Genomic DNA, 23,284 nt, shown 5'->3' on the forward strand with positions numbered 1-23,284 from the left:
TGAACTCCGCTATTAAGCGGAGTTTTTTTTATTCTGTTATTTTGCTTCTGTGATCCAAACCCCACTGAACAATAGCTTCAGTTAACGGGATAACTGTTTTACCATATCCGCTAAGACTGTAAAATACTTTTGGAACCTTGTCACTGTTCTGTTTACGACAGATTAATTGGTTTTGCTCCAGATCTTTTAATTCTTTAATGAGAACTTTAGGTGAAATACCACCTATATCCTGAAGAATCTTAGTGTAATTTAATTCGAGGTGTTGCCTGTTGGCAAGATACCGCAGAATCAGAAGTTTCCACTTACCTCCTATTACAAACAAACAATCCCGCATTGCACGTAACTCTTCATCACAGGATGCTTCTCTTATACTACCATTTTTTTTGATGTTTCCCATATACTTTCTTCCAGGTAAGTCTATTGCTTTTGGCGGCTTACACAGGTTAAATTTACATAAAAATAAAATTTATGAATGCAGTAAAACTAGTCTCTGTGCGAGGAGAAAATAAACTGGTTAATGATAGTATTTATTCTAAACCTGAAATTAAAAAGGACAATCAGGTTCTTGTAAAAGTTAAGACGGTTGCTGTTAACCCGATTGATTTACAAATGTTTCAGGGAAAGAATGAAGCAAGGATTATGAGTTCAGACATTCTAGGGCGGGAGCTGGCAGGTATAATAGAGGAAATCGGAAATAAAGTAGAAAGCTTTAAAAAAGGAGATGAAGTTTTTCTGGCTGTTGGCAGTATGGGGAGTAATGGAGCTTTTGCAGAATATGTTGTCGTTTCTGAGGAAATACTAGCGCATAAACCCAAAGAATTAAGTTTTGAACAGATTACAGCGCTTCCAATAGCCTATGTCACAGCCTGGCAGGCAGTATCCAGATTACAATTACCAAAAGAATCGACGGTACTAATCCTGGGAGCATCAGGAAGTGTCGGAAAGGCATTAATTAATGTACTGCATCATTTCGGATACCATAAGATTATAGCTACTGCCGGAAATGATTATAGTATGGGTGAATTAATGAAGCAAGGATTGTCCAAAAAGCAAATAGTTTCTTATAAGCTGCCTGATCTGGATAGAATAATACTGATGCAGAATAATGGGCTTTATGATATTGTGATTGATTGTATTGGTGGTAAAATGACAGAAACAGGCGCTGATTCCCTGAAAAGAGAAGGTCTGTTTGTAGATATTACCAATTTGCGAACCGAAGAAGCCAACTATATATTGTTTCAGAAAGCGGCAATAATTATGAATATTGCCCGATATGCAGAGCCTGAGCTACATTTTAAATATGGAGAAATTTTGAATCAAGTTTCTTCTGTTTTAGAAAGTGAAGAGAATTGGCATCTGCAAGAGGTTTTAAATCTCGGAAAGTTGTCTGCAGAAAATCTTATGATAGCTTTTAATTTAATGGAAGAGAATAAAACCAAAGGGAAAAAGTTGGTTTTGGAAATGGAATAAAAAAGAAGCGGGAAAACCATTTTCCCGCTTCTTTATATTTATTTATTGAATTCCTGTTTCCAGGCTATTGCAGCATCGGTTAGGGTACTGTAAAACTCTTCACCATATTTTCGGATCAGAGGTTTCTTCAGGAACTGGTAAACACTCACTTTTAGTTCATCGCCAAGTGCACAGGCGTCAGCACAAATCTTCCAGACATCATAATTCAATGCGTCGAAAGTAGAGTATTTTGTTACCCGTATAGGGTACAGGTGACAAGAAATAGGCTTCTGATAATCGATTACACCGTCTTCATAAGCTTTTTCAATACCACATTTGGTATACCCCTTTTCGTCAAAGATAACATAAGCACATTCTTTTCCGTGTACCAAAGGTGTAACAAGATCTCCATCTACATCAACAACGTGGGTGCCCTGTGCATCTATAGCTTCAGCACCTTCAGGGCGTAAGTAGCCTTTTATTTTAGGGTATATTTCTGCAAGAATTTCTGTTTCATCCTGGTCTAGCGGTGCTCCGGCATCCCCGTCCACGCAACAGATTCCTTTACATTTACTAAGATTGCAGACAAAGTTTTCTGCAAATACATCTTCTGAAATAATTTTATCGTCTATCTGAATCATAATCTGTTTTTAAAAATAATATGCAAGCTTAAAAAGCAATGCAAAAATAATAATACTCCATAATATAAGTTCTTTTACCCAATATTTGGATATAAAACGAAGTCCTCTACTGGTAATAACACTTACCGGAAAAGCGATGAGTAAGAGAAATTCGTATTGGGTTCCCATATAAAATATAAGAATAATCAATATGCTTAATGAGTATACAAGTAGTAGCGTATAGCGAAACTTACTGGAAGGACTCTTCTTGGAAAAATGCACAAAATGATCATAAATACAGTACAGCAGAAACAGCACAACAGGGGAGAGAAATATCAGAGGCTCTATATTGGTGATCATCTTATCTGATACATACGGAATAAGTCTTGTGTAATAATCGGGAATATCCAGCAAATAATATAATCCGGCGTAGTTAACAAATAACAAGAGTATCCCAAAGAATAGTCGAAAAAGATTAGCCGAAATATTGCCAGAAGTTGCAAAGATATGCAGTATAATAAATATAATCAGAGGCCATGTTTGTGGCATTACAACATACATGAATCCCATAAGACAACCTACAAGAAAATAGGATCTTTTTCCTATTTTTTCGTTGTTACTTATTAATATCAGGGTAGAAAGGTTGGCCGTAAGAATGGTAAAGGCCAATGGGAAACTTACATCTCCGAAATAGAAACTAAATACTAATATGGTGTATATAAAAAGCGGTAAATGAGTGTTCCTATTCAGTCCTATATTATTAAAAAGAAAATATCCCAGGGCTATTCCAAGAAAAGCGATAATACTTGAAATTATGCTTAATAAATTGAAATTCAGTATATTGAATAGAGAAATGAATACCAGTAGACAAACCAAATAGGCCGGAATTGAAAAAATATTGGTTTGTTTAGACAGTAATCGGAACATTTTTATTAAATTTGCGACAAAGTTAATATTAAAATAAGGAAATAATGACGTCTTTTTGGTTATTCTTGAGCAAAGTTTTCAAATGGTCATTCGGGTTTTACGATACCTTCGGAAATGTTCTTAACTGGATTCTATTCATAGTAGCATGTGGATATTTCGTATACTGGTGCTGGATATTGGTAGCTCCATTAGGAAATAATAAAGATAAGGAGTACCACTCTGATACAGAAGACAACAATCCTTATTACAGAGAAGATTTGTATAAGCAAGGTTAGAAACCTTACTTAAAAAATAATATAATAAAAACCGACTGATATTTCAGTCGGTTTTTATTTATTTAGAAATAACTCTATATAGAATATTGCTGCAACGTAGCGTGAAGCCTTATAGTGTGTTTTTAGTTGCTTTCTTACCTCTCCCAGAGTAGACGAAAGATAGTTTCTGACCGTTTTTTCACTTATGTTTAGTATTCTTGCTGTTTCTTCAACAGATTTCCTTTTCATCATTCTGAGTTCGAAAACCTGTTTTTCGGTTGTGGTAAGCTGGTCTATAATTGCCTGTATTTTTTGTAGCAACTCTTTTGTATCAAAGGTATCCAGTATTTCCAGATATTCATCATCAGATATCTCCGGATAATTTTCCTCAGAAAATTCGGCTTTATATTTAAGGTTCCGAAAATAATCCAGTATACGGTAATCACAATGTTTTAGCAAAAAAGCATTTAGTTGTATCTCCTTTTTCAGGATAAAATCCGGTTCTTCCCATACTTTCATCCAGGTTTCCTGAAGAATGTCCCGTGCGATTTCTTCATTTTTAATTTTGGCATAAACTCTCCTGAATAACAGTGTAAAATATCTGTTATACAACGTACGAAAGGCCTGTTGGTCTCTGTGTTTTACTCTTTCCAAAAGAGCTATGTCAGTCTCTGTTTTCACTGCTTCAAATTTATGGGTAAATGGATTAAGTTTTCGTGAACAATCTATTAATACATTATTAATTTAATTGATATAGTGAAAATTCATTTGAACTTTGATTTATTATAAATAGTTATTAATCAATGTTATATAATGTTAATAATTGTTCAGAAAAAAGAAATGATGTTGAAAAAGAACTAAAAAAGCTAAAGGACAAATTAGTTTTTGATACGATATACTATCGAAAACTTATTTATGAAATTTACAACAGAAAAGATAACAGCTTTTTTCTTTCGTCTTCTTGAAAGGGAAGATAAGTTGTTGCCTAAGGAGAAGGAATTAATACAGAATTTACTGGATAAAGAATCAGAAATTATAGCTGATGAGAGTAGGGAAAAGGATTTGATATGGAAGCAGCTTTCACAAAAAATACAAATTAATGTAAGGGCTAGCAGACCAAGACAAATTACTATCAGATCTTATGCTGTGGCAGCATCTGTTATTTTCATTTTTGCTTTAGGTTTTCTTTTCTTCCAGCTAAATAAAACTTCAGAAAGCGAAAGAGCAATATTTTCTACAGCTAAAAATGAAATTAAAAAAATAGTACTTCCAGATGGTAGTGAAGTATTTATCAATAATGCTACAAGAGTAACCTATGATAAAGCAAAATTCAATGATAAACTTCGTGAAGTATGGTTAGAAGAAGGGGAAGCTTTCTTTTCTGTTACTAAAAATCCCCAAAAGCCATTTATTGTCCATTATCAAAATCTTAAAACAACCGTTTTAGGAACTTCATTTAATATCAAATCTTATAAGGCACTTGGAGAGAGTATTGTCACGGTGAGGACTGGGAGAGTACGGATTTCTGATGCGAAACATGTGTATGGTGTTTTCGAAAAAAATGATAGACTAATCTATGATCAGCGAAATAAAACTTCACGTGTAAATGAAGCCGATGCGGATCGTACAGCATCGTGGCGTACAGGTGATCTTGTATTTTCTAATGCCGGATTCCAGGAAATTGCCATGCGTGTAAAAATGAAATATGGAGTTACACTTATCTCAACATTTAATATGGATAATATCCGCCTTAATGCAAGCTTCAGGAATGATGAAAACCTGCAAAATATATTAGATGCTATTTGCGGTATTTACCAGCTGCAGTATCAAAAGCAGGAGAAACAAATTATTTTCTCTCATAAAACAGAAACTGATGAATCTGAAAATAAAAAAAATAAATCTGTTAAGTAAAAATGAAAAAGAACTACCAGAGTATTGTTAACCTGAAAAGCATACTGCTACTAGCTGGCATTAGCTTAGTTGGTCTTCTGCCAGCGCAAAGCGTTAGTTTTGCATCAGAAAATCTGACGACAAGGTTGCAAAAAATTAGCTTGCAAACAGGCCGAAATATCGCGTTTGATAATACGATGCTACAAAATACCAATGCCCCGTCTGTGGAGGGGGATTCCAAATCTGCTGAACAACTTATCCGTAAATCTTTGTCCGGTACAGCATTTACTTACCGTCCATTAGGGGAAGGTTCCTTTATGATTGTACAAAGAAATCAATCTCTTGGAAAGGGAAGGGTTTCTGGTAAAATATTAGATGAAGTAGGCGCTCCGCTTGCAGGAGCTGTAATAAGCGTTAATCCGGAAGGGATAACAATTGTAACAGGTAATAACGGGGATTTTTCTATAGAATTACCGGAAGGTCAATATACACTTACAATAAAGGCAAAAGGTTATAGTACTACAATATTGGATGATGTTATTGTGAAAAATAGTGAGACTAATCAGGTTTCTCTTAGTCTTAGCCCAGTAGGGAAGGATGAACGTATTATAAAAGAAGTAACAATCTCAGCAGCTAAAAAGCAGAATACTGTAAGCGGGCTGTTGGCTAAACAGAAAAAGGCAGCAGAACTTTCGGATGGAATTTCAGCGGAGCAAATATCCAAAACACCTGATAATGATGCAGGAGATGCTATAAAAAGAATTACAGGGCTTTCCACGGTAGATAACAAATTTGTTGTGGTAAGAGGAATGGGAGAACGTTGGAACGAAACAGCACTAGACGGAGTAACACAACCAAGTACGGATCCTACCCGAAAAATGTTTTCTTTCGATCTTATCCCTACATCGGTAATAGATAACATCATAGTAAGCAAGACTGCAACGCCAGACATGAATGCAAATTTCGCTGGTGGTTTTGTACAAATAGTAACAAAAGATATTCCCACAGAACCATTTTTTAATTTCTCAATGGGCTCATCTTATAATGACATTAGTACATTTAAGGAGCAGTTGGGTAGAAAAGTGAGAAAGTATGACTATCTAGCTTTTGATGATGGCTCCAGAAATCTTCCGATAGGAAAGGTTAAAACACTACTTCAATTATCTAAGGAAAATGGAGATGATGCTCAAACTAATCCTGAATTATTAGAGCAATCAAAACTATTTAAATATGATAATTTCACAACTTACAGGTCAAATACTCCATTAGGAATCCAGTATCAAGCCTCAGGAGGTACTTATTTTAATTTAAATCATAATAATAGTAGCAAACTGGGATTTGTTGCTGCATTATCTTACCGAAACAGGCAAGAGCAAGAAGAGATTAAAAATTTTGAACGGGGAAATTACAGACGGTATTTTACTAATAAGAGTGGTGATTTAATAGAAAGGAGTACCAGAAATACTGGTGGAAACTATGAATTTAATACTACATGGAGTGCCTTATTTAATGTTGGTGCACAGCTAGGAAAGAACAGGTTTACATTGCGTAATATTTACTCCAGAGTTTTTGATCAAAGATTAAACAGAATTCTCGGATGGAGTTATGATGATACATCAGAAGGAACAGCTCCTGGTATTGAAGAGACTAATAGGCCTGTTTTTTCAGCTCTTTTACAAAATAAACTAGAAGGAACACACCAATTAGGGAAAGTTAAGTGGGATTGGGCTATTTCGAGAACAGAAATCAATAGAGATCAAAAAGATGTAACCTATCTCAACTTTGTAAATAAGAAAATCGGGGATGAATATTTTTATTACACTATGCCGGATGTATTAGGAAATACATTTAAGAGAATACCTTTTGGACGAGGAAGCTATTTATATAACGAAAAAGATTATAACTGGGAAACTTCTTTTTCATACCCTTTTATACTTGGGAGTCTTAAAAATAATCTAAAAGTAGGTTACTTTGGGGCTGCAAAAGAGGCTACCCAGGACTTTTTTGAGGTATCTTTAAATGCCATGAGATCTGCTACGGGCAGCGGGGGATATCTAACTCCACAGGAATTACTAATGGCTCCAATTTCAGTTAAACTGGATCAGAAAAATTACAATCCAAACGGTTTCGCCTGGGTGCCAACCTGGGAAGCAGGAAATAAGTTTGACGGAAAAGTAGATCAGCATGCACCTTATATAATGTTAGATAACAGATGGAATAAATTTCGTCTTGTATGGGGGCTCAAAGCAGAGTACTATCTATATAAGGATATTGAAAATACAACATATAAAACAAGATGGCCTTATGAAGGTAAGACGGATGATAAAAAATGGCAATTCTTACCTTCAATCAACTTTACTTATACTCCATGGAATAATTTTAATTTCAGGCTTGCTTATTCAAAAAGTGTAATCCGTCCTCAATTCTCCGAAAGAAACAAGTACCCCTATTATGAACCAATTATGGGTGGTGAAATCTTCAACATGCCTATAATTTCTTCTGTTGCTAATAATTATGATTTTAAAGCAGAATGGTATCCATCACCAGGAGAGTTAGTTTCTGTAGGTCTGTATTATAAAAATATAGATGATCCTGTAGAACTTTACAGACGTATTACCCCCGATGCAGCAAATGTTTTTACAAGGTTAAATACTAAAAATGCCAAGGTAAAGGGAATTGAAATCGATATACAGAAAGATTTTGGTTTTATTTCTGAAAACCTTAAAAATTTAAAGTTTATAGGAAACCTATCGGTAAATGATACTAAAGTACAAGTTGAAGAACTTTCAAGTGTTGATGAAGATGGTGTTTCTTTTAAAGATGAAAAAGGAGAAAGCATCAATAAACAAATTGCATATACAGATAATCGCCCGTTGTATGGACAGTCTCCATATATATTCAATCTGGGATTGGGCTATTTTGGTGATCGCCTTGGTATAAATATTTTGTATAACAAAGCTGGTAAAATGCTGAATGTCGTGTCTTTTGATGAAGCTGGTAAAGAATATCTTGCTCCTTATGGTAAAGCCGATGCTCAGATTTCCTATAAGTTAATGAAAAATAAGCAACTGGAGATTAAACTGAATATCAGCAATATCTTCAATGAAGACTATATTTATTATAATAATGAAAATAGTTATCAGTTCAATCCTCCTAATTCAGATAAAGGAAGAAGTGATGTGAGATTTCAAAATCCTGTATTTTATAAGAAATATGCAACACATAAAGAGGGCTGGTCTGATGCGTATGATGAGAAAGATAATGTATTGTACCGCTTTAATGTTGGTCGTCGTTTCACACTAAGTTTTACCTACAACTTTTAAAATATTCTTTCACCACTGCATAGTATGGAGTTTTCAAGTAAGAACCAATCACATTATAGTATAGAAACTCATCACATATTGCAGGGGCAAAGAAGGCTTTCGTTCTGTAGAAAGTAAAAAAGGCAGAGAGCGAAGAGGGAACAGAATATTTGCCATGCTGTAACCAATTGCTCCCCACCAAATTGAAATTCTTCTAAAGATGGCAAAAATAAAAAAATCAATTAATATGAAAAAGCTTTTTTTAACTGCCTCAGTTGCAGCATTAATGTTAAACTCTTGTAGCCGTGAGGGAATAGCAGAACAAGACAATTTTAAAATGCAGTCCACAACTGCTGACTACACAGGTTTTCCTGCTGCGGTACAAATAGTAAGTGGTACCATTACTTCTAACACTACATGGACAAGTGACAAAGTTTGGGAACTTAACGGACAGGTAGATGTTGCTCCGGGGGTTACTTTAACTATTCAACCAGGTACGTTTATCAAGGGAAAACAAGGAACTGTTTCTTCTTTGATTGTACTAAGAGGTGCTAAGATTAATGCAACAGGAACTGAACAAAAACCAATTATTTTCACGAGTTATAAATTATTAGACAATAATGCTTCTACAACAGCTGCTCCTGGAGATTTTGGAGGTATTATCTTATTAGGAAATGCGCCTGCCAATGTCAAAAAGACTATTGAAGGACTTCCTAGTACTGATGATAAGTATAAATTCGGAGGTAATTTAGGTACAAATGCTGCTGATAATTCAGGTATTTTAAAATATGTAAGAATAGAATATGCAGGTTATAACCTTTCTCAGGATAACGAAATTAATGGTCTTACTTGTGGTGGTGTAGGTAATGGTACTATTTTAGACCATATCCAAGTTTCTTACGGTAGAGATGACTCTTTCGAATTCTTCGGAGGAACAGTTAATGCTTCTAATTTAGTTTCATTTGCTGCAGATGATGACGGATTAGATTTTGATAATGGTTATACAGGAACAATTACAAATGCTGTTGTAATTGCAGATAAAAACTCTACTCACAGTCAAAGTAGTGGAAAACCAGACTCTAATGGAATAGAGCTAGATAACAATGCTGCTTCTGAAGATGCAAGCTTTGGATTATTGCCTAAAACACATCCGACATTAAATAATGTAAGTGTTTATGGTGTTAATAATTCAACGGATGCTGCACTTTACAAATATGGTGCAAGAATCAGAAGAGGTGGTGAGATTACATTGAAAAATGTAGTTGTTACTGGATTTACCCATGGTGTAGTATTCGACGGAGATACTAATGCTACATGGTCTTCAGTTAATAATTCTGGATTTAGCGGATTTACAGCTGCTGTTACACCTACAGGATCAGTTAATAACACCAATTCGATTTTCAACGGATCAGCTAATACTTTTGGAGCGTCAAGTCCATTCTTTGATATTCTTGATTTTAGTGGTTCGAATAAAGGGGCTTTCGTTAATGGTGATTGGACTCAGGGATGGGTGCAATACGCTTTTTAATAAGCAAATAGTTTTAAATTTTCAGAGTGGTGGTTTCCACCACTCTTTTCTAACATCAATTTTATGAAAACAAAGCAAAATCTATATTCTTTTTTTTATATCCTTTTCTTTTTTATTGTATTTACTTCCTGTTCAGATGATCAAAGGGAATATTACCAGGATAAAAAAGTAATGAAGGTAAACATCAAAGGATATATTGCAAAAGATTCGTTACAAATAAAAATGGGGAATACCATTGTTACTACAGACGATGGAAATAAAAAATATTTTAAAAATGCCGTAGATAAAAGTGTTGATGCATTTGCTCCGTCTGTTTTTAGTCTTATAGATGGAAAAGGAAAGGTACTGGTAACCAAGAATTATGAAGGGAATACCTTTAATAATAATTTCAAGTTTTTTTACGATGGTACAACTCTTATAGATAAAATACCTGATGTTCCCAAACCTACCACGGGTAATGTTGGGATCTTACTCGATTTTTCTGAAAGAAAAATAACCAAAACACCACTTTCAGAAATTGAAATTTATGTTTTTGCAACCAGGTTGGGGAGGACTACAGATATTACAAGAACAAAATTCAATAATGACGGTCAGGTATATCTGGATTTAGCTGTACCAACACAAAATACGGCTTTTACAATAGCGCTTGTAAAACCCGGAACAAAAATTTCTTATGTATCTACTATAAACACAAGAATTAATCAGAATTCTGTCAGAGATAAAGGTTTAATGATGTTAATTCAGGAAACCGGAGATAGTGAAATAACAGGGATACAAGGTACTGAGCTTACACAATATTTAAATTAAACAGATTTAACACTAAATTAAAATATAGGTAATGCCAACTTTTGATATTTGAAGGATTTTTACTCACAAATTAATAATTAGAAAATGAAAAAGTTAATGCGATGGTCTTTGTTGTGTTATACTATTTTATTCACAATATTGTATTCTTGTCGGGCAGATGAGGATATACTTAGTACATATCCGGCAGGAAGCAGCCAGCAGGTCAATCAGTGGATGTTGAAGACTATGCAGCGCTATTACCTGTGGGCAGATCAAATACCTCCGCAAACAAATATTGATCAGAATCCTAAGGATTACTTCAAAAGTTTGCTGATAAAAGAGGATCAGTTTTCTGTAGCTATAAAAAAAGATGACCCTGGGACTATTCCGCAATCTGTACGTTCGTTATTTGGTTTTGATTTTTCTGTAATACAGCAACAGAATCAGCTTACGTTTGCGCTTGTAAAAATGGTATTAGAGGATTCTCCGGCAAAACGTGCAGGCTTACAACGCGGAGATATTATTACCGGAATTAATGAGTTTAACGTTAGTCCGGAAAATATTAATAAGATAATGGCAACAGTCTCCGGATTCCGGACTTTATCATTGAAGATAGCTGAGTTAAAAGGCAACCAGTTGGTCTTTAAGCGTTCGGTAGAAGTTCAGGCGATGTTTAGCTTTAATCAGCCTTTATTATCTAAAATACTAGAGGTAAATAATGATAAGGCGGGTTATCTTTATCTTGCCGATTTTCAGGATGGATTAGCAAGCTCATTAGTAAAGCCGTTCCAGGAATTTAAGGGGCAAAATATCCGTCACTTGATATTAGATCTTCGCTATAACGGTGGAGGCTCTGTCTCCTCGGCTGCAGCACTTTGCGCGCTTATAACTGATAAGTTAAAATCTGGAACACCTTTTATCGTTTATAAAGGAAATAAAAACGGCGGAACTGTAAGTCACTCAATTGATCAGGCATTTGCAAACGGTAATCAGAATATAAGCTTTGATGCTCTGAAAGCTTCTGCATTATCTTTGTCTGAAGTCTATATTATTACCTCTGCTAATACCGCTTCAGCTGCTGAGGTGGTTATTAATAATCTTAAACCCTATATTAAAATTACCCAAATTGGCGATAAAACGCTGGGTAAGGATATGGCGGCATTTACATTATCTGATACTGAAACACCGGAAAATAATTGGGTCATTTATCCTATGGTGTACAAAATATTTAATATTCTGGATTCCGGAAATTATACCTCAGGGATCGAACCTGCTCTTATTGCAGACGAATATGCACAACTCCCGTTACAACCATTGGGCAGTAAAGACGAAACACTACTGGCCTCTGCATTATTAGTGATTACAGGGCGGGCAAGTAGTAACTTAAAAACAAAAAGCCACAACACAAAAAATATGGTTTTCCGCATTCTGGCGGAAAGTGAAAAACCTGAAAATTTTATAAAAATACCATTATGAAAGGAATAACAGCTTTTGAACATTTTAAGAATATCGAACGTATACGAAAGTTACAAGACAGTGAAGTAGAAGAGAAGCTGCAGTTTTTGTACATACGCTACGAAAAAGCAATTGCACGCTTAATTAACTCCAATGCATTGTATAAAGAGTGTATGATGAAATTGTCTGAACGCTAAAATAATTATAGTTATGAGACTTATATCCAAAGAAGATCATGCCCGGAATCTCAGAAAACTCCGGAAAAAATATGATGAGATTAATCCTGAACTTACTCAGGGGAAAGTGGAGGAACTCAATGCAATATTTTTGGATTACCTGAATACCTGCAGTGAGCTAAAGAATCTTATTTTTGCTTATCAGCGGGAGGTAGAAGCAGGTACTACAAAACAAAAGAGTAAGGTATAACCTTACTCTTCATATTTTGTTTTATTTAGCATCATGTATCGGGACAACCAATACCGGAATGCTGGATTTCTTAGTAATAGACTTCGTTAGGCTACCAATAAATACGTCGTACATACCGCTTCGTCCGTGAGAACCGATTACAATGTAGTCGGCATTTTTTTCTTCAGCAAATTCCAGAATAATAGAGGATGCTTCGCCTTGTTTTAGAAGATGATCACAGTCTATATCCTGTGCAATAATTCTTTGCTCCAGACGGTTTAGCTGTAAGAGCTCTTCTTTTATTTCGGACTTTTCTATCTCGGGAAAATATTGGAACCCCATATCCCCAATAGCAAATCCAATATCTAACGGAGCAACATGGATAAGGCTTATTTTAGCATTTACCTCCTTTGCAAATTTTACAGCCTCGTCAATCAGGTATTCAGATCTTTCTGAAAAATCTATAGGCAGAACAATTGTTTTCATAAGCTTTCTTTCTTACTAAATTAAGAAAATTAATGGACTTTTACACTAAAAAGCTTCTCATTTTCCATATAGGCATCTAATATATCATTTTCTTCAACTTTGCCAACGCCCGCAGGTGTACCTGTAAAGATAAGGTCACCAACACGAAGCGTAAAATATTGTGAGATATTGGCTATAAGTTTATTGATATTGAAAATCATGTCTTTGGAATTGCCTTCCTGAACGGTCTGATTGTTTTTTTTCAGCTCAAAGTGGATTTCTTCTGTATTGAAATTTTCAACCGGAAAAAAATCACTTACAACAGCCGAACCATCAAAACCTTTGGCTTTTTCCCACGGTAATCCTTTTTCTTTCAGTTTGCTCTGCAGATCTCTGGCTGTAAAGTCTATTCCCAGACCAATTTGCTCATAGTGCTTTGCCGCATTTTCTTCCTGAATATATTTTCCTCCTTTGGATATTTTAATTACCAGTTCCAGTTCATAATGGATATCGTTAGAAAACTCGGGAATATAGAAATCAGAACCTTTTAGAACCGAAGTGTCGGGTTTTATAAATAAAACAGGCTCTGTGGGAATTTCGTTTTTTAGTTCTTTGGCATGTTCTGTATAATTTCTGCCGACACAAATTATCTTCATATTGTTTAAGATTAACTATAGAGGTTATATACTCATTTTAGCAATTAGTGATTAGAATTTACTTTTCAGTTTTATAGCTGTTAATATCTTTTTGGTGTACAACGGGAAGTCTGCATTTTGTATCCATCCGAAATAGCCAGGATCTTTATCAAATACATCCAGTACTTTTTGGCCCTTGTATTTTCCGAAAGAGAACATCTCCTCTTCCTTATCATTGTAGATAATAAAACCTGCTAAATCAGCACTTCTTTTATGAAAAGAAAATTCGCTTAAAGTATGTGCATCATCTCCTAATTCATCATATTTACCTACCTGTGCATCTAATATTTCAAAAGTCGCCAGAGTATCCGCTTCTGCAGAATGAGCGTTTTCAAGAGATTTTCCACAATAGAATTGGTATGCAGCAGAAAGATTTCGAGGTTCCATCTTATGAAAAATAGTCTGTACATCAATTGGTTTATGTTTTGACAGGTCGAAGTCGAAACCAACTCTTAGTAATTCTTCTGCCAATAAAGGAATATCAAATCTGTTAGAATTGAAGCCTCCTAAATCGGAATCCTTAATCATATCAATGATTTTAGGAGCAATTTCTTTTAATGTAGGTTTGTCTGCTACCATCTCGTCTGTGATTCCGTGAATATCACTGGATTCTTTAGGAATAGGCATTTCCGGATTTACCAGCCATGTTTTAGATTCACGTGAAGCATCCGGGAAAACCTTCAGGATACATATTTCAACAATACGGTCTTTAGATATATTAATACCTGTGGTCTCCAGGTCGAAAATACAAAGAGGTTTATGTAATTTTAAATTCATATTTGCGTTAAATTTTTTTGAAATAATAAAGAAACAGCGATGTAATAGATCATACAAAGCGGAATACCTGTAATTCCGAATATGGAAAGAAGTATAATACATCCTATCAGTAATACTACTTTAGGGTAGTTGTCTTGCAGTTTCATGGATTTGAATTTCATTGCAATCATTTTTATTGGGCTTACCAGCAACCAGGAACATAGCAGACTTAGTAGTATAAGTAATCCTGCATTTTCGAATAAAAATGAGAATGAATATTTTTCTCTGAACGCGTAATACATACCGAACAGCAAAATTGTATTACTAGGAGTATTAAGTCCTTTGAAGTAATACTTCTGATCTTCATCAAGGTTAAAGATAGCCAGACGCAGACATGAGAAAAGAGTAATCAGAAGTCCAATATATTTAATATCGAAAGGAAGACTTATTCCAAATGCCTGGTCTCCGAAACCTTCCAGAGCTTTATACATTGTCAATCCTGGCAGAAAACCGAAGCTAACCATATCTGCAAGAGAGTCCAGCTGGACACCAAGGTCACTGTTTGCTTTTAGTGCTCTGGCTACAAAGCCATCGAAAAAGTCCAGTACAAGAGAACATATAATACATAAAGCTGTAGTTTTATAATCTCCCAGTACAAGTTGGATTGCACCAACACTGCCGAAAAACAGATTTCCAAGGGTCAGAGCATTTGCAAAATTATTCCGGATAAAATTCATGCAACAAAAATAGGGAGGAATTATGAATTATCGGGTATAAGTTGGGGGTTAAACACTATTCACCCGATGAAACTGCTGTAAAAAAACTATAGCTAAAACTAATAAGAAGATGATAAGGAAGAAGTACAGAAATAAATAGCTGTTTAACAATAACTGTATTTACCAGAAACTATGTAAAAAATAACTTTAAAGATTGTTTAATTCAGATAAATAATTATCTTTAAACAAATTTATATGAAAATGAAAAAAATAATCTTTAGCCTTGTTGCAGTATTTTTCAGTGTGTTATCTTATGCACAGATTGAAGGAAAATGGAAGACTATAGACGATGAAACAGGAAAGCCTAAGTCTATCGTCGAGATTTTTAAAAAATCGGATGGTAAATATTATGGTAAAGTAGTCCAGTTATTAATAAAACCTGCAGATCCTAACTGCTCTGGCTGTAAGGATGATCGTAAAGATAAACCTATCCTTGGTATGGAGGTAATCAGAGGATTGTCTAAAGACGGAAGCGAGTTTACAAAAGGAACAATTACTGATCCTAAAAATGGTAAGACTTATAAGTGTACTATCAAAAAAGAAGGTGAAGACAAACTTAATGTGAGAGGTTATATTGGATTCTCAGCATTAGGAAGATCTCAAACTTGGTATAAAGTAGATTAATATTTATCAATATATTCATAAAAGCATCAAATTTCTTTGATGCTTTTTTTATTGAAAAAGTCCCAACCATATGTGTTAAATAACGAATTGTAATCCTCCATAAATTGAGGGCTAATTATAAAGAACTGACCAAATTAGAAGAAAGTAATGCATAATAAAATGAAAATGGTTATTTTTGTACTTTCAAATTAATTAAAAATTATGGCAGAATATACTTTTCGTGAGGTAATTGCACAGGCAATGAGCGAGGAAATGCGCAAAGACCAGTCAATATATTTAATGGGTGAGGAGGTTGCAGAATACAACGGTGCTTACAAAGCATCTAAAGGTATGTTAGCAGAATTCGGACCAGACAGAATTATCGATACACCGATTGCTGAGCTTGGTTTTGCAGGTATCTCTGTAGGTGCAGCAATGAACGGATGCCGTCCGATTGTTGAATTTATGACTTTCAATTTCTCTTTAGTAGGTATTGACCAGATCATTAACAACGCAGCAAAAATTTTTCAGATGAGTGGAGGTCAGTGGAACTGTCCAATCGTTTTCCGTGGGCCTACAGCTTCTGCAGGTCAGCTAGGAGCAACTCACTCTCAGGCATTAGAAAGCTGGTATGCAAACTGTCCGGGACTAAAAGTAGTAGTACCATCTAATCCATATGATGCAAAAGGTCTTTTGAAGACAGCTATCCAGGATAACGATCCCGTTATCTTTATGGAATCAGAGCAAATGTATGGTGATAAAATGGAAGTTCCTGAGGAAGAGTACTATATCCCATTAGGTAAAGCCGATATCAAGAAAGAAGGTTCTGACGTAACTTTAGTTTCTTTCGGTAAAATCATGAAGTTAGCTATTCAGGCAGCTGAAGATTTAGAAAAAGAAGGAATCTCTGTTGAGGTTATCGATCTTAGAACAGTTCGTCCTTTAGATTACGATACAATCTTAACTTCCGTAAAGAAAACTAACCGTTTAGTAGTTTTAGAAGAAGCATGGCCATTCGCTTCTGTAGCTTCTGAGATTACCTATATGGTACAACAAAAAGCGTTTGATTATTTAGATGCTCCAATCAAGAGAATTACGACTCCGGATGCTCCGGCTCCATATTCTGCAGCATTATTTGCGGAATGGTTCCCGAAACTGGAAAAAGTAAAAGCTGAGATTAAAAATGCAATGTACGTTAAGCAATAATAACGTAGATTAACAGATATTAAAACCTTCCTTTTCGGAAGGTTTTTTAATTTTGTCAAATAAATTTATACAACTTAGGGGTAATTTCTTATACATTTGCGCTAATTTTTATATTTTAAAATATGTTAGGACTGAATGCACATATCGATACCAAGAAGCTAACCTTCATAGGTGTTTTAGTGTCATTAGGAATTGTTTTCGGGGATATTGGAACCTCTCCGTTGTACGTAATGAAAGCTATTGTGAATGCCAGAAAAGAATCTGGGACATTAGACCCAATCTTCTTGGAAGGGGCTCTTTCATGTATCATCTGGACACTGACGATTCAGACTACAATTAAATATGTATTAATTTCCCTTCGGGCGGATAACAAAGGAGAGGGTGGTATTTTGGCACTTTTCTCACTGGTAAAAAATCTGAAGAAAAAATGGCTGTATATTATTGCAATTATAGGAGCTGCAACTCTTATTGCAGATGGAGTTATTACACCTTCTCTTACTGTAATGGCAGCTATAGAAGGTCTGGAAATATATAATCCCGAAACACCAGTGGTCACCATTACACTTATTGTATTGGTGGTAATTTTTACCATACAACAGTTCGGAACAAGCTTTATAGGTAAGTTTTTTGGGCCGGTAATGACGATTTGGTTCCTTATGTTAGGAGTATTAGGAATAATCCATCTTTTCGATTACCCACAGATTCTGAAAGCATTAAATCCTTACTATGCAGTAAGACTTATTATAACATCTCCTTCTATTATTGTTATCCTTGGAGCGGTTTTCTTGTGTACAACGGGGGCCGAAGCTTTATATTCTGACCTTGGTCATTGTGGTATCAAGAATATTCGTATTAGCTGGGTATTTGTGAAAATTTGCCTTATTCTTAACTATCTTGGACAGGGGGCATGGCTGGTAGGAAACTATCAACAAGTTTTTGCCGGAGAAAATCCTTTCTTTGCTATGATGCCGGAATGGTTTGTACTACCAGCAGTAATTATGGCAACTGCAGCTGCTATTATCGCCAGTCAGGCATTGATTACCGGATCGTTTACTATTTTTTCAGAAGCAATGTCACTTAACTTCTGGCCTTTACAGGAAATTGATTATCCATCCGGTGTAAAAGGACAAATGTATATTCCCAAAGTAAATTGGGGATTATTGGTCTTCTGTATTTTTGTTGTACTATACTTTAAAGAATCAGGTAAAATGGAAGCAGCCTATGGTCTGTCCATTACCGTAACCATGTTGATGACAACTGTTCTTTTGGTATTTTATCTTTTCAAGAAAAGGATTAATAAGTGGCTCGTTTTGCTATTCGCATTAGTATATCTTTCTTTAGAATTAGGATTCTTTAGTGCCAATGTTATCAAGTTCTTTGAAGGAGGTTGGATCACTGTATTCTTAGCCGGATTTATAGGGATTTGTATGTATGCATGGTACAACGGAAGAATGATTAAAACCAAATTTATCAAGTTTGTAAAACTAGAGCATTACATATCAACTATCCAGGATATGAAGCTAGATGAAACGATTCCTAAATATGCAACAAATCTGGCTTATTTTAGCCGTGCTAAAAATACGCAGGAAATAGAATCTAAGATTATTTATTCTATGATTCGTTCCCAGCCTAAGCGTGCAGATCATTATTTCATTCTGAATATTGTAAACCATGAAGATCCGTATACTTACGAGTATAAAATAGATGAAATTCTTCCGGGAACTATTTACCGCATACATTTTATTTTAGGGTTTAAGGTCGACAGACTTATCAATGATTATTTCCAGCAGGTATTAACGGATATGGTAGATGAAGGAATTATTCCGGACAGAAGTAGCCATCCGTCGCTAAGAGCGCATAATATACCGCCGGATCTTAAATATATAATTATAGACAATGTGTATATCAATGATTATCTTCTTACGATCCGTGAAAAGATTATTATGAACGTTTATAATTTTGTCCGTAAAATGGGTAGTAATGACTTTACGGCATTCGGTTTAGTTTCTCACAACGTGGTTGTAGAGTCCGCACCGCTACTTTATAATCCTGTGCGTGTACACAAGATCAAACAGGTTGGTTTTAACCGTTTTGATGAAGATTAATTTTTATGTTGTAAATTTGTACTATGATGGACCAAAAACAAAAGGAAAAAAATATTGAGACTGTAAAGAGTGTTTTGAAGCAGTATTTACAGGATAAAGGGTATCGTAATACACCAGAACGTTACGCTATTATCGAAGAAATTTACAATCTGGATCACCATTTTAATGTAGACGATTTGTATTTGTTGATGATTCAGAAGAAATATCAGGTTTCAAAAGCAACAATTTACAACACTATCGAGATCTTTTTAGATGCAGGATTAATCCGTAAGCATCAGTTTGGGGAAAAGACGCTTACCTCTTCCTCTTATGAGAAATCATATTTCGATAAGCAACATGATCACCTGGTAGTTTATAAGCCGGGATCTGATAAAGAAATTGATGAGATTATAGAATTTTGTGATCCGAGAATTCAGGGGATTAAAGAAGCTATTGAAAACGCATTTGGCGTAAGTATCGATAGCCACTCTCTTTACTTCTACGGGTATAAAAAAGATAACTAATCTCGTAAAGATATTATAAATAAAGCGCAAGGAGAGAAGTCTCTCTTTGCGTTTCAAGGTTTAATAGCGTTTCACATTCATGAAAAGAATCCTTTTTCTATTTTTTCTTATCTATATCACAGGAGCAGCGCAGACTATTCCTACGACTCCTCTGAAAAAGGATCCTTACTTTAATCAGAGTAGTGCTCCGAAAACAAAGCCCGGGACTACTCCGGAAAAGATCAAGCTAATCCATGCAGATAGTACCAACGTACGGCCCGAGCTTTACGAAGGAAATCCCTTCCTGAGAGGTAATGTGGAAGTACATCACCAGGGAAGTATCTTCAAGGGGGATGAGGTTGTTCTGTATCAGAAAGAAAATTTCATTAAAGCAAAAGGTAATATAGATATTACCAATCCGGACGGAACACATCTTACATCTGATGAAGCTGAATATGATGGTAATACCAAAAAAGCCATTGCGAAAGGAAATGTTGTTCTTACAGATCCCAAACAAACCATTAAAACCGAAACGTTGTATTATGACAGAAATGCTAATACAGCATATTTTAATGATGGTGGGGTAATTAATGTACATCAGGACAATAGTGTTATTACAACCAAAATCGGAACTTATTATGTTAACGAGCAGCGTATTGTTTTCGATTCCAATTACCGTATTGTAAACGATGAATATATTACAGACGGAAAGAATGTAAACTATCTCCGTGGTGAGGGTATTGCAGTATTTAATGGGCCAACAACCGTTACCAACAAAAAGAATCCCTCTAATTACGTTTATACAGAACAGGGACGCTATCTGATGAACTCTAAAGAAGTTTATCTGAAGAAAAATTCACGTATCCACTATAATGGAAAAATCCTTACCGGAGACGATATGTACTTCAATCAGATTACAGGTTTTGGTAAGGCGATTGGTAATGTAAAACTGGATGATCCTGCTGAAAACAGATATATACTTGGGGGGTACGGAGAGATTTATGAAAAAACTGACTCTGCAGTAATTACTGAGAAACCATATGCTATAAAAGTACTGAAAACCGACTCTGTATATATAGCTGCTAAAAAAATTCTGGCTTACCAGAAGTTGGATAGTAAAACAGGGCAGAAGAAAAGCTACATGCGAGCTTTTAAGCAAGCCAGAATGTTTAAAACCAATGCGCAGGGACGTTCAGATTCTTTAGCATATAACGAAACCGATGGTGTTATGCACTTTGTAGGGAAACCTGTTTTCTGGGCTGGTGAAAGACAGGTTACAGGAGATACCATCAGAGCTTATTCCACACCCGATATGCAGCGTATAGATTCTGTGCGAGTGGTAGGAGATGCCTTTGCTATCAGCAAGGTAGATTCATTAAATCTTAAAGATGAATTCAACCAGGTGAAAGGAAAGATTATGACGATTTACTTTCAGGAAGGTCAGTTAAAAGAAGCCAGAGTAAAAGGGAATGCCCAGGCTATTACATATGCAGATAATCAGGATGAGAAAACTAAAAAGGTAGACCGTATAGGTATTGCTTATTCTACCTGCGGTGAAATCATCACTGAATTTGAAGAGAAAAAAGTACAAACGATAACATGTAATATCGGTGCGCTCACCGACTTGTATCCTATGAGTAAAGTCGCAAAGGCGAAAAGATTTTTCCCGGATTTTAATTGGAATACAAAAGACCGATTGCAGCGATGGCGGGATATATTCTTAGATACTCCGAATTATCCGGAGAAACAATATACCTCGGATAGTACACTTTACGATGCCGCTCAGGGAATTATTAAGAGCAAAGAAGATGCTCAGAAGGCAAAAGAACCTAAACGGGTTAAAAAAGAATAATCTTAATCATAAAGTACTAAATTAGAAGTACGGAGAAAAGGTATTCATCATCTGATTTTTTAATAAATCAATCAACAATTTTAAAATGAAACAAGAGTTTTATAAATATCAGGCGCAGACAACACAATTTGCTTCAGGATTTGAAGTGGAATATGCGGAAGGAAGTTATATTTATGGTAAAGACGGAAAAGCTTACCTGGATTTTGTAGCAGGAGTTTCTGCCAATACATTAGGACATTCCCATCCGAAAATTGTTCAGGCCATTAAAGAGCAAACAGACAAATACCTTCACGTAATGGTGTATGGTGAATATGCACAGGAAAAACCTGTTGCACTTTGTCAGCTTTTAGCCGATGCTACACCTGCACCGCTGGAAGTTACTTATTTGGTGAACTCCGGAGCAGAAGCTATTGATGGAGCATTGAAATTAGCCAAAAGATATACTGGTCGCGAGGAGATTATTTCCTTTAAAGATTCCTATCACGGAAATACTCACGGTGCGCTAAGTGTTTCCGGTAATGAAACACACAAAAGAGAGTACCGTCCTTTGCTGCCTATGATTAACTTCATTGGGTTTAATGAAGAAAAAGATCTGGAGCAGATTACAGAAAGAACAGCTGGAGTAATTGTTGAAACAATCCAGGGGGCTGCCGGATTTATTATGCCGGAAAATGAATTCTTTATAAAGCTAAAGAGAAGATGTGAAGAAGTAGGTGCATTGCTAATTCTGGACGAAATCCAGCCCGGATTCGGAAGAACCGGAAAACTCTTTGCTTTTGAACACTTCGGAATTGTTCCGGATATTTTAGTAATGGGTAAAGGAATGGGAGGAGGTGTTCCTGTAGGAGCATTTATGGCTAGTGCCGAAGTTATGCAGACACTTTCACACTCTCCAAAATTAGGACATATTACAACATTTGGTGGAAACCCATTAATCGCAGCGGCATCTCATGCTACTTTATCCGAAGTACTGGAATCTGGTGTGATGGATGAAATGTATAGAAAAGAACAACTTTTCAGAGAATTATTGGTACATCCGAAGATTAAAAGAATTAACGGAATGGGGCTTATGTTAGCCGTAGATCTTGGGACTCCCGAGTATTGTCTGGATGTCGCAAAACGTTGTATGGAAAACGGACTTATTGTATTCTGGCAACTCTATAAAAATAATTTTATGCGCATCACTCCGCCTCTGATAATCACCGATGAAGAGATAAAGAAAGGGTGCAAGATCATAATAGACGTCCTCAATGAAAATTAATTGATATTTTCTTCTCCCGCTATTGTTAAAGTATAAACTAATTTATATATTGCGCAACCAAAAGTTGGTAATTTATGGCGAAAACAAAAGTACATTTTGAGTATCCAATGCATTGTCAATCAGAGATCTTGTATGAATATCTAGCAAGTGGTGAAGGACTGGCGGAATGGTTTGCGGATGATGTTGTGGAAAAAGGAGATGATTTCTATTTCAGCTGGAATGGAGGGGAACCCGAAAAAGCTACCATGATTCGTTATAAACCAGAAAGTTTTGTAAGATACAGATGGGAAGCAGATGAAGGGACAAAGAATTTTTTTGAATTAACTATCGTTATTGATGAGATCACCAATGACCTCTCTCTTAACGTTACAGATTTTGCGGATGAAGGTGATGAAGAAGAGGTACAACAGTACTGGGATAATCTTATCGAAAATCTACAGATAAAATTAGGTGCAGCTTAAAACATC

The 23,284-nt window shown here is 35.5% G+C and carries 24 protein-coding genes; 16 read left to right on the forward strand and 8 right to left on the reverse strand.

Going from position 1 to position 23,284, the window contains the following annotated elements:
- Window positions 1-28 precede the first annotated feature (28 nt).
- Window positions 29-397: a helix-turn-helix domain-containing protein gene (locus C8J95_RS07010; RefSeq protein WP_107807733.1), complete on the reverse strand. Its 369-nt coding sequence runs from the start codon at window positions 395-397 to the stop codon at window positions 29-31.
- A gap of 71 nt (window positions 398-468) precedes the next feature.
- Here C8J95_RS07010 and C8J95_RS07015 point away from each other — a divergent pair, with 71 nt between their 5' ends.
- A complete protein-coding gene (locus C8J95_RS07015) occupies window positions 469-1,470 on the forward strand; it encodes a zinc-binding alcohol dehydrogenase family protein (RefSeq protein ID WP_107807734.1) in 1,002 nt (333 codons plus the stop codon).
- Window positions 1,471-1,508: 38 nt separating this feature from the next.
- On the opposite strand, the gene C8J95_RS07020 is transcribed toward C8J95_RS07015, so the two are convergent.
- Entirely contained in the window at window positions 1,509-2,090 is a 582-nt protein-coding gene (locus tag C8J95_RS07020) for a DUF3109 family protein (RefSeq protein WP_107807735.1), read from the reverse strand.
- A 9-nt stretch (window positions 2,091-2,099) separates the two neighbouring features.
- A complete protein-coding gene (locus tag C8J95_RS07025; protein ID WP_107807736.1) occupies window positions 2,100-2,996 on the reverse strand; it encodes a DUF6427 family protein in 897 nt (298 codons plus the stop codon).
- Between the two features lie 44 nt (window positions 2,997-3,040).
- Here C8J95_RS07025 and C8J95_RS07030 point away from each other — a divergent pair, with 44 nt between their 5' ends.
- Entirely contained in the window at window positions 3,041-3,271 is a 231-nt protein-coding gene (locus C8J95_RS07030) for a hypothetical protein (protein ID WP_009085793.1), read from the forward strand.
- A 54-nt stretch (window positions 3,272-3,325) separates the two neighbouring features.
- Here C8J95_RS07030 and C8J95_RS07035 read toward each other — a convergent pair whose 3' ends face one another.
- On the reverse strand, window positions 3,326-3,931 hold the full coding sequence (locus C8J95_RS07035) for an RNA polymerase sigma factor (RefSeq protein ID WP_185124590.1): 606 nt from the start codon (window positions 3,929-3,931) through the stop codon (window positions 3,326-3,328).
- Between the two features lie 234 nt (window positions 3,932-4,165).
- On the opposite strand from C8J95_RS07035, the gene C8J95_RS07040 reads away from it, so the two are divergent.
- The 7 genes from C8J95_RS07040 to C8J95_RS07070 all read left to right on the forward strand — a co-directional run bounded on the left by C8J95_RS07040 (window position 4,166) and on the right by C8J95_RS07070 (window position 12,637).
- Entirely contained in the window at window positions 4,166-5,161 is a 996-nt protein-coding gene (locus tag C8J95_RS07040) for a FecR family protein (protein WP_107807737.1), read from the forward strand.
- 2 nt (window positions 5,162-5,163) lie between these two features.
- Window positions 5,164-8,463: a TonB-dependent receptor gene (locus tag C8J95_RS07045; protein WP_107807738.1), complete on the forward strand. Its 3,300-nt coding sequence runs from the start codon at window positions 5,164-5,166 to the stop codon at window positions 8,461-8,463.
- A 226-nt stretch (window positions 8,464-8,689) separates the two neighbouring features.
- Window positions 8,690-9,970: a hypothetical protein gene (locus tag C8J95_RS07050; protein ID WP_255412740.1), complete on the forward strand. Its 1,281-nt coding sequence runs from the start codon at window positions 8,690-8,692 to the stop codon at window positions 9,968-9,970.
- Window positions 9,971-10,033: 63 nt separating this feature from the next.
- Window positions 10,034-10,777: a hypothetical protein gene (locus C8J95_RS07055; protein ID WP_107807740.1), complete on the forward strand. Its 744-nt coding sequence runs from the start codon at window positions 10,034-10,036 to the stop codon at window positions 10,775-10,777.
- An 84-nt stretch (window positions 10,778-10,861) separates the two neighbouring features.
- Entirely contained in the window at window positions 10,862-12,232 is a 1,371-nt protein-coding gene (locus tag C8J95_RS07060; protein WP_255412741.1) for a S41 family peptidase, read from the forward strand.
- The gene (locus tag C8J95_RS07065; RefSeq protein WP_107807741.1) at window positions 12,229-12,408 is read left to right on the forward strand and encodes a hypothetical protein; all 180 of its coding nucleotides are present in this window, start codon (window positions 12,229-12,231) and stop codon (window positions 12,406-12,408) included. Before C8J95_RS07060 ends, C8J95_RS07065 begins: the two co-directional genes overlap by 4 nt.
- Window positions 12,409-12,421: 13 nt before the next feature.
- A complete protein-coding gene (locus tag C8J95_RS07070) occupies window positions 12,422-12,637 on the forward strand; it encodes a hypothetical protein (RefSeq protein WP_107807742.1) in 216 nt (71 codons plus the stop codon).
- A gap of 21 nt (window positions 12,638-12,658) precedes the next feature.
- Here the strand turns inward: C8J95_RS07070 and C8J95_RS07075 are convergent, their stop codons facing one another.
- Genes C8J95_RS07075 through C8J95_RS07090 form a run of 4 tightly spaced genes read right to left on the reverse strand, consistent with a single transcriptional unit; the run spans window position 12,659 to window position 15,269 of the window.
- Window positions 12,659-13,102: a universal stress protein gene (locus C8J95_RS07075; protein ID WP_009085808.1), complete on the reverse strand. Its 444-nt coding sequence runs from the start codon at window positions 13,100-13,102 to the stop codon at window positions 12,659-12,661.
- 29 nt (window positions 13,103-13,131) lie between these two features.
- On the reverse strand, window positions 13,132-13,737 hold the full coding sequence (locus tag C8J95_RS07080) for a fumarylacetoacetate hydrolase family protein (RefSeq protein WP_107807743.1): 606 nt from the start codon (window positions 13,735-13,737) through the stop codon (window positions 13,132-13,134).
- A gap of 51 nt (window positions 13,738-13,788) precedes the next feature.
- Window positions 13,789-14,553 carry a 3'-5' exonuclease gene (locus tag C8J95_RS07085; RefSeq protein WP_107807744.1) on the reverse strand — a complete coding sequence of 255 codons (765 nt, stop codon included), beginning with the start codon at window positions 14,551-14,553 and terminating at the stop codon, window positions 13,789-13,791.
- Window positions 14,550-15,269, reverse strand: coding sequence for a phosphatidylcholine/phosphatidylserine synthase (locus C8J95_RS07090; protein ID WP_107807745.1), 720 nt, complete (start codon window positions 15,267-15,269; stop codon window positions 14,550-14,552). Before C8J95_RS07090 ends, C8J95_RS07085 begins: the two co-directional genes overlap by 4 nt.
- A 240-nt stretch (window positions 15,270-15,509) precedes the next feature.
- On the opposite strand from C8J95_RS07090, the gene C8J95_RS07095 reads away from it, so the two are divergent.
- The 7 genes from C8J95_RS07095 (at window position 15,510) to C8J95_RS07125 (ending at window position 23,278) form a co-directional block, all read left to right on the forward strand.
- Window positions 15,510-15,932 (forward strand): DUF2147 domain-containing protein, encoded by a 423-nt coding sequence (locus C8J95_RS07095; protein WP_107807973.1) that lies wholly within the window; start codon window positions 15,510-15,512, stop codon window positions 15,930-15,932.
- A gap of 201 nt (window positions 15,933-16,133) precedes the next feature.
- Window positions 16,134-17,117: a pyruvate dehydrogenase complex E1 component subunit beta gene (locus tag C8J95_RS07100; RefSeq protein WP_034869489.1), complete on the forward strand. Its 984-nt coding sequence runs from the start codon at window positions 16,134-16,136 to the stop codon at window positions 17,115-17,117.
- A gap of 122 nt (window positions 17,118-17,239) precedes the next feature.
- Window positions 17,240-19,222 (forward strand): KUP/HAK/KT family potassium transporter, encoded by a 1,983-nt coding sequence (locus C8J95_RS07105; protein WP_107807746.1) that lies wholly within the window; start codon window positions 17,240-17,242, stop codon window positions 19,220-19,222.
- Window positions 19,223-19,245: 23 nt separating this feature from the next.
- Window positions 19,246-19,725: a Fur family transcriptional regulator gene (locus C8J95_RS07110; protein ID WP_009094261.1), complete on the forward strand. Its 480-nt coding sequence runs from the start codon at window positions 19,246-19,248 to the stop codon at window positions 19,723-19,725.
- 79 nt (window positions 19,726-19,804) lie between these two features.
- Window positions 19,805-21,556 (forward strand): OstA-like protein, encoded by a 1,752-nt coding sequence (locus tag C8J95_RS07115; RefSeq protein WP_107807747.1) that lies wholly within the window; start codon window positions 19,805-19,807, stop codon window positions 21,554-21,556.
- 85 nt (window positions 21,557-21,641) lie between these two features.
- Window positions 21,642-22,817, forward strand: a complete 1,176-nt coding sequence (locus C8J95_RS07120; RefSeq protein ID WP_107807748.1) for an aspartate aminotransferase family protein — start codon at window positions 21,642-21,644, stop codon at window positions 22,815-22,817.
- A gap of 74 nt (window positions 22,818-22,891) precedes the next feature.
- The gene (locus C8J95_RS07125) at window positions 22,892-23,278 is read left to right on the forward strand and encodes an START-like domain-containing protein (RefSeq protein WP_107807749.1); all 387 of its coding nucleotides are present in this window, start codon (window positions 22,892-22,894) and stop codon (window positions 23,276-23,278) included.
- The last annotated feature ends 6 nt before the right edge of the window (window positions 23,279-23,284 follow it).

This window comes from Elizabethkingia sp. YR214, from assembly GCF_003058195.1.
In the GTDB taxonomy this organism is placed as follows: Bacteria; Bacteroidota; Bacteroidia; order Flavobacteriales; family Weeksellaceae; genus Elizabethkingia.

What these genes read in the sequence shown, in the direction of transcription:
- C8J95_RS07100 (WP_034869489.1), top strand. Translation starts at nt 16,134, where the DNA reads ATGGCAGAATATACTTTTCGTGAGGTAATTGCACAGGCAATGAGCGAG.
- C8J95_RS07045 (WP_107807738.1), top strand. Translation starts at nt 5,164, where the DNA reads ATGAAAAAGAACTACCAGAGTATTGTTAACCTGAAAAGCATACTGCTA.
- C8J95_RS07015 (WP_107807734.1), top strand. Translation starts at nt 469, where the DNA reads ATGAATGCAGTAAAACTAGTCTCTGTGCGAGGAGAAAATAAACTGGTT.
- C8J95_RS07070 (WP_107807742.1), top strand. Translation starts at nt 12,422, where the DNA reads ATGAGACTTATATCCAAAGAAGATCATGCCCGGAATCTCAGAAAACTC.
- C8J95_RS07055 (WP_107807740.1), top strand. Translation starts at nt 10,034, where the DNA reads ATGAAAACAAAGCAAAATCTATATTCTTTTTTTTATATCCTTTTCTTT.
- C8J95_RS07030 (WP_009085793.1), top strand. Translation starts at nt 3,041, where the DNA reads ATGACGTCTTTTTGGTTATTCTTGAGCAAAGTTTTCAAATGGTCATTC.
- C8J95_RS07075 (WP_009085808.1), bottom strand. Translation starts at nt 13,102, where the DNA reads ATGAAAACAATTGTTCTGCCTATAGATTTTTCAGAAAGATCTGAATAC.
- C8J95_RS07025 (WP_107807736.1), bottom strand. Translation starts at nt 2,996, where the DNA reads ATGTTCCGATTACTGTCTAAACAAACCAATATTTTTTCAATTCCGGCC.
- C8J95_RS07060 (WP_255412741.1), top strand. Translation starts at nt 10,862, where the DNA reads ATGAAAAAGTTAATGCGATGGTCTTTGTTGTGTTATACTATTTTATTC.
- C8J95_RS07050 (WP_255412740.1), top strand. Translation starts at nt 8,690, where the DNA reads ATGAAAAAGCTTTTTTTAACTGCCTCAGTTGCAGCATTAATGTTAAAC.
- C8J95_RS07085 (WP_107807744.1), bottom strand. Translation starts at nt 14,553, where the DNA reads ATGAATTTAAAATTACATAAACCTCTTTGTATTTTCGACCTGGAGACC.
- C8J95_RS07120 (WP_107807748.1), top strand. Translation starts at nt 21,642, where the DNA reads ATGAAACAAGAGTTTTATAAATATCAGGCGCAGACAACACAATTTGCT.
- C8J95_RS07090 (WP_107807745.1), bottom strand. Translation starts at nt 15,269, where the DNA reads ATGAATTTTATCCGGAATAATTTTGCAAATGCTCTGACCCTTGGAAAT.
- C8J95_RS07105 (WP_107807746.1), top strand. Translation starts at nt 17,240, where the DNA reads ATGTTAGGACTGAATGCACATATCGATACCAAGAAGCTAACCTTCATA.
- C8J95_RS07080 (WP_107807743.1), bottom strand. Translation starts at nt 13,737, where the DNA reads ATGAAGATAATTTGTGTCGGCAGAAATTATACAGAACATGCCAAAGAA.
- C8J95_RS07110 (WP_009094261.1), top strand. Translation starts at nt 19,246, where the DNA reads ATGATGGACCAAAAACAAAAGGAAAAAAATATTGAGACTGTAAAGAGT.
- C8J95_RS07020 (WP_107807735.1), bottom strand. Translation starts at nt 2,090, where the DNA reads ATGATTCAGATAGACGATAAAATTATTTCAGAAGATGTATTTGCAGAA.
- C8J95_RS07065 (WP_107807741.1), top strand. Translation starts at nt 12,229, where the DNA reads ATGAAAGGAATAACAGCTTTTGAACATTTTAAGAATATCGAACGTATA.
- C8J95_RS07095 (WP_107807973.1), top strand. Translation starts at nt 15,510, where the DNA reads ATGAAAAAAATAATCTTTAGCCTTGTTGCAGTATTTTTCAGTGTGTTA.
- C8J95_RS07125 (WP_107807749.1), top strand. Translation starts at nt 22,892, where the DNA reads ATGGCGAAAACAAAAGTACATTTTGAGTATCCAATGCATTGTCAATCA.
- C8J95_RS07040 (WP_107807737.1), top strand. Translation starts at nt 4,166, where the DNA reads ATGAAATTTACAACAGAAAAGATAACAGCTTTTTTCTTTCGTCTTCTT.
- C8J95_RS07115 (WP_107807747.1), top strand. Translation starts at nt 19,805, where the DNA reads ATGAAAAGAATCCTTTTTCTATTTTTTCTTATCTATATCACAGGAGCA.
- C8J95_RS07010 (WP_107807733.1), bottom strand. Translation starts at nt 397, where the DNA reads ATGGGAAACATCAAAAAAAATGGTAGTATAAGAGAAGCATCCTGTGAT.